Origin of the sequence: Brevibacillus gelatini (genome assembly GCF_003710935.1) — a bacterium.
Classification (GTDB): domain Bacteria; phylum Bacillota; class Bacilli; order Brevibacillales; family Brevibacillaceae; genus Brevibacillus; species Brevibacillus gelatini.
This window is the reverse complement of record NZ_RHHS01000039.1, coordinates 149,884-164,877: the sequence shown is the minus strand read 5'-3', so window position 1 is coordinate 164,877 and position 14,994 is coordinate 149,884. Positions and strand designations below refer to the sequence as shown.

Annotated in this window: 11 protein-coding genes; all 11 read left to right on the top strand. The window is 55.3% G+C overall.

The window, feature by feature from the left end:
- Nucleotides 1-159: 159 nt before the first annotated feature.
- The 11 genes from EDM57_RS16900 (at nt 160) to EDM57_RS16850 (ending at nt 14,856) form a co-directional block, all read left to right on the top strand.
- A complete protein-coding gene (locus EDM57_RS16900; RefSeq protein ID WP_122905859.1) occupies nt 160-663 on the top strand; it encodes a hypothetical protein in 504 nt (167 codons plus the stop codon).
- 662 nt (nt 664-1,325) lie between these two features.
- Entirely contained in the window at nt 1,326-1,970 is a 645-nt protein-coding gene (locus tag EDM57_RS16895) for a DUF4912 domain-containing protein (RefSeq protein WP_122905858.1), read from the top strand.
- 14 nt (nt 1,971-1,984) lie between these two features.
- Nucleotides 1,985-4,837 carry a 1,4-alpha-glucan branching protein domain-containing protein gene (locus EDM57_RS16890; RefSeq protein WP_122905857.1) on the top strand — a complete coding sequence of 951 codons (2,853 nt, stop codon included), beginning with the start codon at nt 1,985-1,987 and terminating at the stop codon, nt 4,835-4,837.
- Nucleotides 4,838-4,886: 49 nt separating this feature from the next.
- Nucleotides 4,887-7,262 (top strand): sugar phosphate nucleotidyltransferase, encoded by a 2,376-nt coding sequence (locus tag EDM57_RS16885; RefSeq protein WP_122905856.1) that lies wholly within the window; start codon nt 4,887-4,889, stop codon nt 7,260-7,262.
- A gap of 49 nt (nt 7,263-7,311) precedes the next feature.
- On the top strand, nt 7,312-9,273 hold the full coding sequence (locus tag EDM57_RS16880; protein ID WP_122905855.1) for a glycoside hydrolase family 15 protein: 1,962 nt from the start codon (nt 7,312-7,314) through the stop codon (nt 9,271-9,273).
- 17 nt (nt 9,274-9,290) lie between these two features.
- Complete coding sequence (locus EDM57_RS16875) at nt 9,291-10,715, top strand: phosphoglucomutase/phosphomannomutase family protein (protein WP_122905854.1); 1,425 nt, start codon at nt 9,291-9,293, stop codon at nt 10,713-10,715.
- A gap of 121 nt (nt 10,716-10,836) precedes the next feature.
- Nucleotides 10,837-11,478 carry a serine/threonine-protein kinase gene (locus EDM57_RS16870; RefSeq protein WP_122905853.1) on the top strand — a complete coding sequence of 214 codons (642 nt, stop codon included), beginning with the start codon at nt 10,837-10,839 and terminating at the stop codon, nt 11,476-11,478.
- A 74-nt stretch (nt 11,479-11,552) separates the two neighbouring features.
- Nucleotides 11,553-12,005: a signal peptidase II gene (gene lspA, locus EDM57_RS16865; RefSeq protein WP_122905852.1), complete on the top strand. Its 453-nt coding sequence runs from the start codon at nt 11,553-11,555 to the stop codon at nt 12,003-12,005.
- A gap of 57 nt (nt 12,006-12,062) precedes the next feature.
- Complete coding sequence (locus EDM57_RS16860) at nt 12,063-12,992, top strand: RluA family pseudouridine synthase (RefSeq protein WP_122905851.1); 930 nt, start codon at nt 12,063-12,065, stop codon at nt 12,990-12,992.
- Between the two features lie 21 nt (nt 12,993-13,013).
- A complete protein-coding gene (locus EDM57_RS16855; protein WP_122905850.1) occupies nt 13,014-13,415 on the top strand; it encodes a VOC family protein in 402 nt (133 codons plus the stop codon).
- Between the two features lie 97 nt (nt 13,416-13,512).
- Nucleotides 13,513-14,856 (top strand): TolB family protein, encoded by a 1,344-nt coding sequence (locus EDM57_RS16850; RefSeq protein WP_122905849.1) that lies wholly within the window; start codon nt 13,513-13,515, stop codon nt 14,854-14,856.
- Nucleotides 14,857-14,994 lie beyond the last annotated feature (138 nt).

Genomic DNA, 14,994 nt, shown 5'->3' with positions numbered 1-14,994 from the left:
AGTGTATATAAATGCCAAATAGACGGAACTACCTTTGTGGGTCACTCCGTTCTTTAGCCATTTGGAAGTGGAATTCAGTTCGGAAAAATCAGTTTATTAATCCTGGCGATTTTTATGCAACGCTAGTGACCCGAAATAAACTGTGAAACGGTGATGCAGATGTTTTTAAGAAAAATAACTCCTTTCTTATTCTGTCTTCTGTTAGTTGCTTGTACAAACGCTAGTGTAAGTAATGATGATTTACAAAAACTTAGCTTTCAAGTATTCTTGCCAGACTACTTACCTGATGGTTTTCATGAGCAAAAAAGAATTTTGGATTTGAAAGAGGAGTCTCTTCTGATCTCGTATGGAAACGGCGAGAATTACATTGAATTATTTCAAACAAAGAAATCGGATTACGATTATCACCAGATGATTCAGTGGTTCGCAAGCGCAGACTCAAAAGGAGTGGACAAGGAGTTTGAACGAGTCGAGGACTATGTGATTAGTATGGATAGCTCGTTAAAAAAACAAGGTGTATGGGATGTAGTAATACTCCCCAGTCAGGATTTGAGCGGAAATAATATTCAGTACAATGAACTGAATTATTATCATGTACAATCAAATGTAAACAATGAAGAGGAACTGAAAAAATTCATAAAAAGCCTTAAAAAAATAAATTGATTGGCAGTTGATGCTGCCATATGTATTTGGCAAACGAAAAGTGCAGAGTTTGGCAATGAGCGATCTTCACGATTATGCAGCCGAAAAGGCGGTATACCAATGTTTCGCAAGGGGATTAAGTCTATCATGCCCGCCTCTCCATGTAAAGCCTAGTGAATTGCCATTGTATCAAAAACGGTTGCCAAACTCTGCACTTTTTTGCCGTATACAGCCCTATCAACTATAGTCGTGAAAAAAGTCCGTCGCTTACGTGTTCTTATGACAGCAAGCACGGACTTTTTTACGTGCGAAAAAAGGCTCACTCGAAAAAAGCAGTAGTCCTGCCTAACAGAATCGCTTGTTTCCCTCGTGTTTTGCAATCATTTTTCATAAAGCAAAGCATAGTTATTCTGTTGTCTTTGTAAATTGTAAAGTACGCGAAGAAGAGGGGGACAAAAGCGTATCAGCCTTCGACTTGTGAAAGCGATTTCCAAAGCGGCTTTCTCGACTTTTGTTTGGCAGTGACGAAAACATGATTGTTGATCGACAAAAGAAGAAGGGATGTGCGCCCAGCGTTCGACAGCCTTTGTTTGCAGCTTTCGCTATGATGAGCTTGTGCATAGACAAAGACGATCCGTAAGCGGGGAGCGGAAGGGAAACTTGGCGGAAAGGAGCGCATCACGATGCTGGAAAAAATTTTGGAATTGCGTGCACAATCCAAATCGATTGCGGAAATAGCCAAAGAATGCGGCTTGACCATAGGCCAGGTAAAATACCGTCTGCAAAAAGACAGAGCGAAGGCGGAGCGTGTGTCACAGGAGAACCGACAGACGACTTCGCAATCATCCCGGCAAGACGGGGGGTGGCGGCTGCCGGACTTTTACGGGCGCGATGTCGTCAAGGTGATGGTGCAAGGTCCGACCGTCCTGTTCGTCTACTGGGAAATCACCTGGCCGCGAATGAGAATGGTGGCATCGTACTTGCGGGCAGATTTTCACCATATTCAAAAGGGATTGCGCCTGTACGACGTGACGGAACGGCTGTTTGATGGCACAAACGCCCATTCCACAAGAGACATTTTGGTCAACGAAGATGCACACCACTGGTACGTGTACGACGTGTTGCCAGGGCGAACGTATATCGTCGATTTCGGTTTGTTTGAGCATGGTCGCTTTTGTCCGATTTTGCGCTCGGACGTGGTCGTGACTCCGCGAAATACGAAAGCGGCCTGGGGTGAGCCGTTGGTGGAGCCTGCACTTGATCCTTCTACACCTGCCTGGTTTGAGAACTTTTCCTCTTATTCCCTCTATTCCAAAACATCCAAATAAGTGAGGTGGCCACAGTGCACAACGGTTATCTCTCCCTCGTGCTGCATGCCCACATGCCTTACGTACGGCACGGGGACCGGGACGATCGCCTGGAGGAGCGCTGGATGTACGAAGCCATGCTGGAATGCTACATCCCGCTGCTCATGGTATTTGACAAGCTTCTTTCGGACAAAATCGCGTTTCGCATGACGCTTGCCTTGTCGCCTACCTTGCTGTCGATGCTCGACGACGAGCTGATCGTGGCGCGGTTTCGTGCGCATCTCGCCAAAACGGTGGAGCTGGCAGGCAAAGAAGTCAAGCGCGCGGCGAACAACCCGCAAGAACAGCGGCTCGCCAAAATGTACCTGGAACGGTTTCGCGGGATCGCCTCGTTTTGCAGCAAGCTGGATTACCGGCTGGTCGAAGGCTTCAAGCGGGTGGCAGACAGCGGTTGCCTGGAGTTGATTACATGCGCGGCGACACACGCGTTTTTGCCTTTTGTGGAGACGGAGGAAGCGATTTTGGCGCAGCTGCGGACAGGGATTGACACCCACGAACGTATCCTCGGCAGGCGCCCGCGCGGAATCTGGCTGCCGGAGTGCGGCTATACGCCAGGGCTGGATCGGCTGCTGAAAGAGGTAGGGCTGCACTACTTTTTCGTCGACTCCCACACGATCGAGCACGCGACGCCGCTGCCGCGAAGAGGCGTTCTGGCTCCGCTCTGCACGCCGCATGACGTGGCCGCGTTTGCCAGAGATGAAGCTGCTTCCAGCCAGGTGTGGAGCTCCATAAACGGCTATCCCGGCGATTACGATTACCGGGAATATTACCGGGATATTGGGTTTGAAAGAGAAATGAGCTATATCGAGCCGTACATTCATCCTGCCGGCATCCGCATACATACCGGATTGAAATACCACCGCATTACGGGACCCCACGGGGAAAAGCAGCTGTATGAGCCGGACTGGGCGCGGGAAAAGGCCGCTTTGCATGCCGGTCACTTCCTGTACCAACGGGAGTGTCAGGTCGAAGCGGCGGCAGCGTGGATGGACCGCAAGCCGCTCGTTGTTGCGACATACGATGCCGAGCTGTTCGGGCATTGGTGGTACGAGGGGCCGCAATTTCTCGACTTTTTGCTGCGCAAGACCGCGTGCGATTCAGAGAAGGTGAAGCTGATTACCCCCTCGGAGTACCTCGCCGAATACCCTGAGCAGGACCGCGGATATTTGCCGATGTCCACCTGGGGACGCAACGGCTACGGGGAAGTGTGGCTGAATGAAAAAAACGGCTGGATCTATCGGCATCTGCATCAGGCAGAGCGCGACCTGATTGAGGCGGTTAGCGCTTTTTACGAGAATGGCGGGGAGGAGCCAGCGTATCGCGAGCTTGCCAGCCGCGCCTTGCGCCAGGCGGCCAGAGAGCTGATGCTGGCACAAAGCAGCGACTGGGCGTTCATCATGGATGGGCAAACCGTCGTCGAATACGCGGTGCGCCGGACCCACGATCACCTGGCGGGCATGCGCGAGCTGCTCGCGATGCTTCGCGAAAACAGACTGGACGAAGAAAAAATTGCCGGGATGGAGACAGCTTTCCCGATTTTTCCCCACATCGATGAGACGTACTATTTGCCTAAACAGACGCATAGAGTGAACGTATCTCGTCAGCTCGTTGCGGCAAGCAAAGGGCCCGAACCATCCGGAGTCGTCCTGATGCTGGCCTGGGAATTTCCGCCGCACGTCGTGGGCGGATTGGGTCGCGCCGTCTACGATCTCGCCCGGCATCTGGTGCGCCAGGGCCTGGAGGTGCATGTGCTGACCCGGGCAGCGGACGGGAACATGGCAGAGGAAGTCATGGATGGCGTTCGCGTACACCGTCTGCCCACCTACCTCCCGGCAGAGCAGGAAGATTTTCTGTCATGGGTGTTCCAGCTTAACCTGGCGATGGCAGATGCCACCGAGCGTTTGTGGCACAAAGGGGTTCGCCCTGACATCATTCACGCCCATGACTGGCTGGTCGGCTGGGCCGCCATGGAAATCAGGGAGCGATACTCGCTGCCGCTCATCAGCACGATTCACGCCCTGGAGCATGGACGACACCAAGGGATTCACACGCCCTTGCAGGAGCGGATTCACGAGAGTGAGCGAACACTGGCCCACGCATCGGATCGGGTCATTGTTTGCAGCCACTACATGGCTGAGGAAGTGCAGCGGCTGTTCGAGATTCCTCAGTCGAAGCTGCGCGTCATATACAACGGTGTTGATCTCGCTGTGCCACCGGCATTCGACAAAGGCAAGCTGCGCGAAGAGCTGGCGATTGGCGACGGCCCCGTCCTCTTTTTCGTCGGACGTCTGGTGCAGGAAAAAGGAGTGCACCTGCTGCTCGAAGCGATGGCCAGACTGCGCTACGAGTTCGGTCACGCCACGCTGCTCATCGCGGGGAAAGGGCCGATGCAGGGGCACTGGCAGCGGCGCGCGGAAGAGATGGGCATAGCGGATCGCGTGAAGTTTCTCGGCTTTGTCGACGACGCACGGCGTGACCAACTGTTTTTGCTGGCTGATCTCGCGGTTTTTCCCAGTTTGTATGAGCCGTTTGGCATCGTGGCTCTGGAAGCGATGGCGTTGGGAGTACCTGTCTTGGTGGCCGATACGGGCGGACTTCGCGAAATCGTCCGGCACGGAGAAAACGGGGCGACGATGTACGCGGGAAATCCCGACTCACTCACCGATCAGCTCCGCTGGCTTTTGCGGGATCCGGAAAAACGGCGTCAGATGGCGCAAGCAGCGCGACACGATGTCTTGCACCGCTACAACTGGACGACTTTGGCGATTCAGACCATGGAGGAATACCGATCGCTTGGCGTGCAACGCCTGACGCTTTCGGACATATAGGCTCAAACCGTGCAGGATCGCAACGAGGATGAAGGAGGAAGGAAAAAAGATGAAGGCAGTTATTATGGCTGGTGGTAAAGGAACACGACTACGTCCGTTAACGTCCCATACTCCCAAACCAATGGTGCCACTCTTGAACCGGCCGTGCATGGAGTACACGATTGATCTGCTGAAAAAGCACGGAATTACAGAGATAGCCGTCACGCTCCAGTACCTGCCTGATGTCATTCGCGATACGTTTGGCGATGGTTCGCGCTACGGTGTTTCGCTCGTTTACTTTGAAGAGACGACGCCACTCGGAACGGCGGGCAGTGTGAAAAATTGCGCCGATTTTCTCGACGAACGCTTCCTCGTCATCAGCGGGGATACGCTCACAGACATTGATCTGTTGGCGGCGATCCGCTTCCATGAGCAAAATGAAGCATTGGCCACGCTGATTCTCACCCGTGTGGAGACACCGTTGGAGTTTGGTGTCGTCATGACGGATGAGCGCGGGCGCATTACCCGTTTCCTGGAAAAGCCAAGCTGGGCGGAAGTGTTCAGCGATACCGTCAACACCGGGATGTACGTCTGCGAGCCGGAAGTGCTGTCTTACATAGAAGCAGAAAAAGAAGTCGATTTCAGCAAGGAAATTTTTCCGTACTTTTTACAGGAGCAAAAGCCGCTCTACGGCTATGAAGCGAGCGGGTACTGGTCGGACATTGGCTCCCTGGAAGTATATCGGCAGGCACAGTTCGATCTGCTGGACGGCCGAGTCAATCTGGAGATCAAGGCACAGGAAATTGCCCCGCGCATTTTTCTGGAAAATCACGTCCGTGTCGACTCTTCCGTTCGCCTGGAGGGGCCGGTTTATATCAGTGAAAATGTACACTTGCAGGCGGGAGTGGCGGTCGGGCCATATACCGTGCTCGGAGCCAACACCGTCGTCTCCTCGGGAAGCAAGCTGTCGCGAGCCATTCTCTGGGAGAACAACGTGATCGGGAAAAAGACGGAGATCAGCGGAACGACGCTCTGCCGCAATGTGCGCATTGCCGATTGCGTGCAAACAGGAGACGGTGCGGTCATCGGCGACAATTGCCTGATCGGAGCCAAGTCCGTCGTGAAGGCAGGCGTCAAGATTTGGCCGGACAAGGAAGTGGGCGAAAGCGCGATTGTGACGACTTCGCTCATCTACGGCAGGAAGCAAATGAAAAATTTGTTCGGAAACAGCGGCATCAAAGGCATGGCCAATGTCGACATCACGCCGGAGTTCGTGACGCGGCTTGCTGCCGCTTACGCCTATCTGCACAAGCCCGGCAGCAAAATCGCGCTCTCTGCATGCCCGAACCCTTTTGCCCAACTGCTCAAGCACAGCATCATGACGAGCTTGTGCTCCTCGGGAATGGATACGGTCGATCTCGGCGTGGGAAATGCACCGCTCATCCGCTACGGCGTCCGTTCGCTTGTGTGCGTCGGCGGCATCCATCTGTTCATGAGCGAAACGGCCGAGGAAAAAGAGATCGTCCTCCAGTTCTTCGACCAGAAAGGACTGCCGATCTCGCGCGACATGAAGCGGAAAATCGAAAATGCCTACTGGCAGGAGACGTATGTGCGCAACCTGCACCATTTGGGCGCGTTGCATGTCGAGCATCAGGTCCAGGAAGCCTACTTGCGCGCCTTGGTTGAGCAGCTTGATGTGCCGTCCATTCAGCGCCAGCGTTTTCACCTGTTGATCGACAGCGAGCAGCGGTTTTTCCCGGGCTTCCTCGCCCCGCTGTTTCACGAGCTGGGCGTGACGGTCACGTATGGAGCGATCCAGGACGGCATCAGCAAAAACAAAGCCGATCTTGGCATTCGCCTGGACAAAAATGGAGAAACGTTCGCCTTGTTCACCGAGGAAGGCGCGAAGCTCTCGACGGAGCAGTTGCTCGCCTTGCAGCTTCTGGCGTGCAGCGGCCGCCACAAACGGATCGGCTTGCCAGTCAGCGCGCCAGCCGAGCTGGAGCACCTCGCCGGGCTGCTGCAAATCGAGGTCGTGCGGACGAAAGTAACGCCGCGCGCCATGATGGAGGCGGCATCCGACGAGCGTTTCCATCCGCTGTTTGACGCGGTGTACAGCCTGATGAGCATTCTGTCCTACCTGGCCCGGGAGAAAAAGCCGCTCAGCGTGCTCTTGAAGCTTCTGCCCGCGTGCCACATGGAGCGCAAAACGGTTTTTTGTCCATGGGGAGCGAAAGGCAAAGTCATGCGCAAGGTGCTGGAGGAAAACAAAGGCAAGCTGCTGGAGCTTGTGGACGGGATCAAGGTTTACGATACGAACGGCTGGGTGCTGATTTTGCCTGACTCGGAAGATTCGCACGTCAAGGTCATCTCGCAGGGAGCGACAGCCGAAACGGCGGCAACGCTCGCCTCCTCCTACGCCAGACGGATTACGGAGTATCAATGAAGGAAAAGAGAATCGACAGCCTTTGTACGGGAAGGAAGGATGTGAAGGCATGCCAAGACCGCTCGTCGTCGGGAACGGGAAGCTTTTGATTAATTTTGACGACAGGCTGCACATGCGCGATCTCTACTATCCATATGTAGGCCAACTGAATCATGTCGGCGGACATTTCAGCAAGCTGGGAATCTGGGTGCAGGGACGTTTTTCCTGGCTCGATGAGGACGGCTGGAAGCGGAAGCTTGGCTATGACCGGGAGTCGCTGGTGACGGATGTTCATGCCCAACACGAGCATCTGGCCGTCTCCTTGCATATCGCAGATGGCGTGCACCAGCGCGAGCCGATTTATTTGAAAAAAGTGTGCGTCCGCAACCATACCCACGAGGCGCGGGAAATCAGGCTGTTTTTCAATCACGATTTCAGCCTCAACGAGACGGAAGTCGGGGATACGGCCGTGTACGACCCGATTCTTTGCACCGTTTACCACTACAAACGCAATGTGTACGTGATGGCCAACGGAAAAACACCGGAAGGCGGGATCGACCAGTTCAGCGTCGGCATCAAGCGGTTCAACTATGCGGAAGGAACGTGGCGCGACGCCGAGGATGGAGTGCTCGCAGGCAATCCGATTGCGCAAGGCTCCGTGGACAGTACGATTTCCTTTCGCCTCGTTTTGCAGCCGCACGAGGAAAAAACGATGTACTACTGGCTGTGCGTCGGGAATTCGTACGACGCCGTGAGAACGTTGAACCAGTACGTGCTGGACAACAGCCCGGATCGGCTGTTGGACCGGGTGGCTGTGTACTGGCGGCGCTGGGTGAACAAGGAAGAGCGGGATTTCGCCGACCTTCCCCCCGAGGTCGTCCATCTGTACAAGACCAGCCTGCTTCTCGTGCGCACGCAGATCGACCAGAACGGAGCGATTCTCGCGGCGAACGACTCCGACATTCTCCAGTTTAACCGTGACCACTACAGCTACATGTGGCCGCGGGACGGGGCGCTGATTGCAAGCGCCATGGCGAAGGCCGGATATACGGGAACGGTCGCTCCGTTTTTTACGTTTTGCGCGCAAGTCTTAAACGAAGACGGCTATTTGCAGCACAAGTACAACCCGGACGGCTCTGTCGGCTCCAGCTGGCATCCGTACATTGTAGACGGTGAAGTCCAGCTCCCGATTCAGGAGGATGAAACGGCGCTTGTTCTGTACGCCCTTTGGGAGCAGTACAAGAGCGGCAAGCAAATTGAAGACTGCCAGGCGCTGTACCCGACACTGGTTCGTCCGGCCGCACGCTTTTTGCTGGAGTACGTTCACCCCGCCCTGGGATTGCCGAAGCCAAGCTATGACTTGTGGGAGGAACGGCGCGGCATCTTCACGTTCACGAGCGCCGCGGTGTACGCAGGCTTGATGGCTGCCGCGCGGTTTGCGCAGCTATTCGGCGACGACCACAGGTACAAGCGCTACGAGGACGGCGCGAAAAGCATTCGCGCTGCCATGGAAAAGCATCTGTACGATCCTGGCATCGGCCGGTTTTTGCGCGGCATTTACTTGCGCCCGGATGGCGGTGTGGAAAAAGATTTTACGGTGGAGAGCAGCCTGCACGCGCTGTTTGCGCTCGATGTTTTCCCGGTGGACGATCCGCGTGTACAGCGGACGATGGAGGCCGTGAAAAAGAGCCTGCGGGTCGACACGGAAGTAGGCGGCTTCGCCCGCTACCAGGGCGACTACTACTTCAAAAAGTCGCACGATATTGCCAGAGTGCCGGGAAACCCGTGGATCATCTGCACGCTCTGGGTGGCGGATTGGGAGATCGCCAAGGCCAAATCGCTTGCAGAACTGCAAGAGCCGAAAAACAGGCTTCTCTGGGTCGTGCGCCATTCGCTGCAAAGCGGCGTGCTGTCCGAGCAGCTTGACCCGTATTCGGGTGCCCCCGTATCGGTTGCGCCTTTGACCTGGTCTCATGCTACGTTCGTGGCTACTGTTCTGCGTTATCTGGAAAAAGTGAATGAGTTGCGCTAACGAGGGGAGAGAGGAAGATGACCGCAATCCGTTTCGGTACAGACGGCTGGCGAGACATCGTGGCGGACGGCTTTACGATGGAAAATGTCCGCATCGTCGCGCAAGCTATCGCTAGCTATACAAAAGAAATCGGCCAGCAGGACCAGCCCATTCTGGTCGGGCATGACACGCGTTTTCTCGGTCGGCGATTCGCCGAGGAAATTGTCAGCGTGCTTGTGGCAAACAAGATCCGCTCCTACCTGGTCAACGAGGCGGCCCCGACGCCTGCTGTCGCCTTCGGGGTCAAGCATTTTGCGGCCAGCGGAGCGATCATGGTCACCGCCAGCCACAATCCGCCTGAATACAACGGCATCAAGTACATTCCCGAGTACGCAGGCCCGGCGACGCCCGAAATCACCGCCCGTCTGGAAGCGTGGATCAACGAGATCGCATCCGCCGAAAAGGTGCCGACGGTATCTTTGGCAGATGCGGCCAGTGACGGGCTCTTGCAAGTGATCGTGCTGCGCCCCCATTACGAGGCGCACCTGCGGCGCATGGTCAACCTGGACATTTTGCGCGGGGCGTCCCTGCATGTCGTGGTAGACGCGATGCACGGGGCAGGCATGGGGTATGTCAGCTCGCTTCTCGCGGAAGCCGGGGTAAAGACGGCCGCAATCCGGGAAACGCCCGACGCGGCTTTCGGCGGAGATTTGCCCGAGCCAAACGACAGGCACCTCGGCTTGCTGAAAAAAGAAGTGCTGGAGCGCAAGGCGACGCTGGGGCTTGCCAATGACGGCGACGCGGATCGGTTCGGCGTCGTGGATCGGTTTGGACAGTACATTCCGCCAAACGATGTACTCGTCCTGCTGACCCATCATCTGGTGAAAAACCGCAAGCTGACCGGGCGAATCGTTCGCACGGTAGCGACGACGCATTTGCTCGACCGCATGGCAGAGCATTACGGGCTGGAGTTGGTAGAGACGCCAGTCGGCTTCAAGTACATCGGGGAGCAAATGCGCAAGGGAGACGTCCTGATCGGTGGAGAAGAGAGCGGAGGGGCCAGTATACTCGGCCATATCCCGGAAAAAGACGGGGTACTCATCAATCTGCTGCTTGCAGAACTGGTCGCCCACGAAAACAAGGAGATCGACCAGATTTTGCGTGAGCTGTACGATCAATTCGGCGAGCTGTTCCATACGCGCCTCGACATGCGGCTTGCGGAAAAAGACAAGTGGATCTCGCAAATGGTGACGACGCCGCCTGCAAGGGTCGGACCGTATGCGGTGCAAGGAATCAACAGAATGGACGGGATCAAGCTGCTTCTGGAAGAAGGGCACTGGGTGCTCATTCGTCCTTCGGGCACGGAGCCGCTGGTGCGCATCTACTGCGAAGCGACGAACGCGACCGCGCTTTCCAGGCTGCAGGAAGCGATCCAGGACTGGTTTTCGGAAATCAATGTATGAAAAGTTGTCAGGAAGAACGGGCACGAAGCTGCATCGTTCTTCTTTTTGCGTTTACGGTCCGTCTGGAGTTTTGCTAGAATCAACTTATGAAGTCGGTATATAAGATGAAAGATGGGGACCTATGCGCATTGACCGAGAAGTGTTGCAAGCTTTTTTGAAAGAAGTAAAGGTAGAAAGCCAGTCGCCTGTCGATCCTGTCGTTGTCTTGCACACGCCCTATCCGTGGGAGTTGGTCGGTACCGGCAATTACGCCGCTGTCTTTGCCCATCCCGACTATCCGCGTGTGGTCATCAAGCTGTACGCGCCTGGCCGACCAGGCTGGGAGCAGGAGATCGAGGTGTACAAGAAGCTCGGAAAGACGCGCTCGTTTCCGATGATGTACGACTATGGCGAACGCTATCTCGTCATCAAGCGAGTCAACGGCATTTCCCTGTTCGACTGCGTTCGCTTTGGCATCCCGATCCCGCCCCAGGTGATCGAGGACGTGGAGCAGGCATTGAAGGAAGCGCGCGAAAAAGGGCTGTACCCGCACGACGTCCACGGCAAAAACGTGCTGATGGACCGGGGGCGGGGGTATCTTATTGACGTCTCGGACTACTACAAGAACGTTCCGGACAGCAAGTGGCGGGATTTGCGCAAGGCGTACTACAAGATATACCTTCCGTTTTTGAAGGATCGGGGCTGGAAAATCCCGTTGTGGGTGCTCAACGGGGTGCGCAAAGGGTATCGGCTGTACAAAAAGGCGAGGCGCTTGTTCACGTAAGCGCACTCTGGTAAAATGAGCATTTGACATTGTGTTTTCATGGCTGGTCGAAGCAGATGAAGGAGGACATTCCATTGTTGTATTTTCTAATTGCGGCTGTGATTATCGGACTGGATCAGTGGACCAAGCACCTTGTAGTGAACAATATGGAGCGGGGAGAATCCATCCCGCTGATCGCGGATGTGTTTCATCTCACCTCGCACCGCAACATGGGGGCCGCGTTTGGCATTTTGCAAAATCAGCGCTGGCTCTTTATTGTCATTACGGTTGTCGTCGTCGTCGGCATTGTGGTTTCGCTGATTCGCCTTGGCAAAAAACAGCCGCGGGCATCTCTGGCATTGTCCCTCGTGTTGGGCGGAGCCATCGGTAATTTTATCGACCGTGCAACGACTGGACAAGTCGTGGACTTTTTGGATTTCACCCTGATTAACTTCCCGATTTTCAACGTCGCGGACATGGCCATTACCATCGGCGTCGGCATTTTGCTGCTGGATGTTTTCCTGGAAGGCAGGAAAAGCGGACGGTAATGCTGTTTTTCGGTGATACTAGACGAGTACGGACAGTAACTTTGTGAGGAGACAAACATGAACGACACGCAATTGTTTGAACGTTATGATTGGAACGTGGAGCCTGAGGATGCAGGCGAGCGGATCGACAAGTTCATCACGCTGCAAAATGAAGACTGGTCGCGCTCGCAGGTGCAGGCGTGGATCAAGGAAGGCCGCGTAACGGTAAACGGGGAGCCGGTCAAGAACAACTACAAGCTGCAGACAGAAGACGAGGTTACGCTGCGCGTTCCGCCGCCAAAGGAAATGGCGATCAAGCCGGAGCCGATGCCGCTTGAGATTATCTACGAGGACAGCGATGTCGTCGTCGTCAACAAGCCGCGCGGACTGGTCGTGCACCCGGCTCCGGGGCATTACAGCGGCACGCTCGTCAACGGACTTTTGGCGCACTGCAAAGATTTGTCCGGCATTAACGGCGTCCTTCGCCCGGGAATCGTGCACCGCATCGACAAGGACACGTCAGGGCTGCTGATGGTCGCAAAGAATGACAAGGCGCATATCGGCCTGGCTGAACAGTTGAAGGATCACTCTGTGACGCGCACGTATGTCGCGATCGTCCATGGGGTCATTCCGCACGAGATGGGGACGATCGACGCGCCGATCGGACGCGATCCGAAAAATCGCCAGCAGATGGCGGTCGTCTTTGAAAACAGCAAACCTGCGGTGACGCATTTTATCGTGCTGGAGCGCTTCAAGGAATACACGCTGGTGGAGTTGAAGCTGGAGACGGGCCGAACGCACCAGATTCGCGTCCACATGAAATACATTGGCTATCCGCTGGCGGGCGATCCGAAGTACGGACCGAAAAACACGCTGGAGATCGACGGACAGGCCCTGCATGCGAAGACGCTCGGCTTCACCCATCCGCGCACGCAGGAGCGGCTGGAGTTCGAGGCGCCGATGCCAAAAGATTTGACCGATCTTATAGATTTTCTCAGACAGGCTTAAAAAGAGACGGGAGGAAGGCAAGTGCTGAAAAGACTGGCGCATGTGACACTGTACGTTCGCGATTGCGAGGAAGCTCTGCAGTTTTACACGGAAAAGCTCGGCTTTGAAAAACGGATGGATACGCGCATGGACGACGGCTCGCGCTGGTTGACGGTCGGCCTTCCCGGTCAGGAGCCGGAGATCGTGCTGCATGATCCTACCCATTGGCATCGGGAGGAAATCGCCCGGGAGATGCTTGCGGCTGTTGGCAAAAACCCGATGTGGGTATGGGAGACGGACGATTTTTGGCAGACGTATGAAACGATGCGCGAGCGCGGCGTGAAGTTTGTCAGCGAGCCTGTCGAAGTCGTCTACGGGACGGAAGCAATTTTTGAGGATTTGTACGGCAACCGCTTTTTGCTGCTTGCCCCTGCTAGCTTGTGATTGCACATAAAGGTTTTGCGATGCGAAAACGCTAGAAGAAGGAAGCCGCTTTTTCTGGCGTTTTTTTCAAATACTGTCCTGGTGAGGAGAGGATTCGATGAAGGGAACATGGCGCAAAGTAACTTGTGTGGCGGCGATGCTCGGCATGCTGACGCTTGCGGGCGGGCAGTCCCTGGCGGCCGAACAGAGGGAACTTCCGACGAGAAGCAACAAGGAAGTGACCGTCCCGGCGCAAATCGCCTTTACGAGCAATCAGCAGTTGTTTGTTTTGAATCTGCAGGACAAAAACAGCACGCCAAAGCCGATTACGAAAGACGGGCTGGCGGAAATCGTCGGCTGGTCCGGTGATGGCCAATGGCTTTTGTTCGTGCAATACAAAGGAGATAGCCGTTATTCTGCTCCCGGCTACTTGTGGCTCGTCCGCGCGGATGGCAGCGGAGCGGTTCAGCTCGACGACAGGCCCGTGACAGGCGTGCCGAAATGGTCGCCGAAAAGAAACCAGGTGGCTTATACCGTCGAGATCGGTAGCGGCGAGCAGTCGCGAACCTTGCTCGTGCTCAAAGACATCCGCGACAATGGAGAAGTGGTTGCAGGAGCCGAGACGCCTGCCGAATTTTACGACTTCACCTGGATGCCGGACGGAGAAGCGCTTTTGACTTCCACAGCGGCGGCGAAAAACCGTCCGATGACTCTCGTCCTGCAAAATCTGGCCGGACAGCCATTGGCTGCTTATCCGATTGCGGAACCGCCCAATGGCGAAGAAGACATCTACGGGCTGGCGGCCACGGGGATGAAGGTATCGCCCGACGGTCAACTTGTCGCCTACTATGTGCAATACAACGCCGCTTCGCTGTCTGCGGACGGCGTGCCGATCCAGTTGTTTAACTTGAAGCAGCCAGCGAAAAAGCCGATCGAGCTGGGCACAGGCTTGGCTTACCCGCAGTGGCTCGCCTGGACGGCGAACAGCCAGCAGCTCGCCTTCATCGACGGTACGGACCGGATGGCGACCAAAAACAAACAGTTGAAGCTGGCAGGTCGCGACGGAAAAGTCGTCTCGGCGAGTCCGGCTGACAGCGTGGACACGTATCCGGTCTGGTCGGCAAAGCCGCCGTACACGCTGTTTTTCTCCAGAGGAAAAGCGACAGACCATGCGTTTGATACTGACAAGATGATGGTTCCTGGCCAACGCATCTGGACAAGGAATGCAAACGGCGCAGAACAGCCTCTGACAAAAGGTGCGGAGCAAACAGCTGATTATTATCCGTCTCCGTCACCGGATGGAAGCAAGCTTTTGTTCCTGCGGCTCGACCAGGTCGATAGCGGTTCGCTTTTCTATCAGGCAGACGGAAAAGAAAGCGAGTTGGTCAAAGGCATTACCGGAGATATTGGCTACTACGCCAACTACTTGCCGGAATGGATCGCCGTCTATTGGAATAGTTAGATTTCTTTCTATTGCGTTGACACCGGGCTTGTTTCGTGACATAATCCTAATTGACGAAAGGAACCTTTAAATCCAGTCCAGTGAGGCTGGCAAGGGCACGGATCGACAATCAGGCATGGCGCAAGCTGGCCTCTTTGT

Coding starts and splice junctions, on each gene's coding strand:
- EDM57_RS16900 (WP_122905859.1), top strand. CDS start 160: ATGTTTTTAAGAAAAATAACTCCTTTCTTATTCTGTCTTCTGTTAGTT.
- EDM57_RS16860 (WP_122905851.1), top strand. CDS start 12,063: ATGAACGACACGCAATTGTTTGAACGTTATGATTGGAACGTGGAGCCT.
- EDM57_RS16850 (WP_122905849.1), top strand. CDS start 13,513: ATGAAGGGAACATGGCGCAAAGTAACTTGTGTGGCGGCGATGCTCGGC.
- EDM57_RS16885 (WP_122905856.1), top strand. CDS start 4,887: ATGAAGGCAGTTATTATGGCTGGTGGTAAAGGAACACGACTACGTCCG.
- EDM57_RS16895 (WP_122905858.1), top strand. CDS start 1,326: ATGCTGGAAAAAATTTTGGAATTGCGTGCACAATCCAAATCGATTGCG.
- EDM57_RS16875 (WP_122905854.1), top strand. CDS start 9,291: ATGACCGCAATCCGTTTCGGTACAGACGGCTGGCGAGACATCGTGGCG.
- EDM57_RS16880 (WP_122905855.1), top strand. CDS start 7,312: ATGCCAAGACCGCTCGTCGTCGGGAACGGGAAGCTTTTGATTAATTTT.
- EDM57_RS16870 (WP_122905853.1), top strand. CDS start 10,837: ATGCGCATTGACCGAGAAGTGTTGCAAGCTTTTTTGAAAGAAGTAAAG.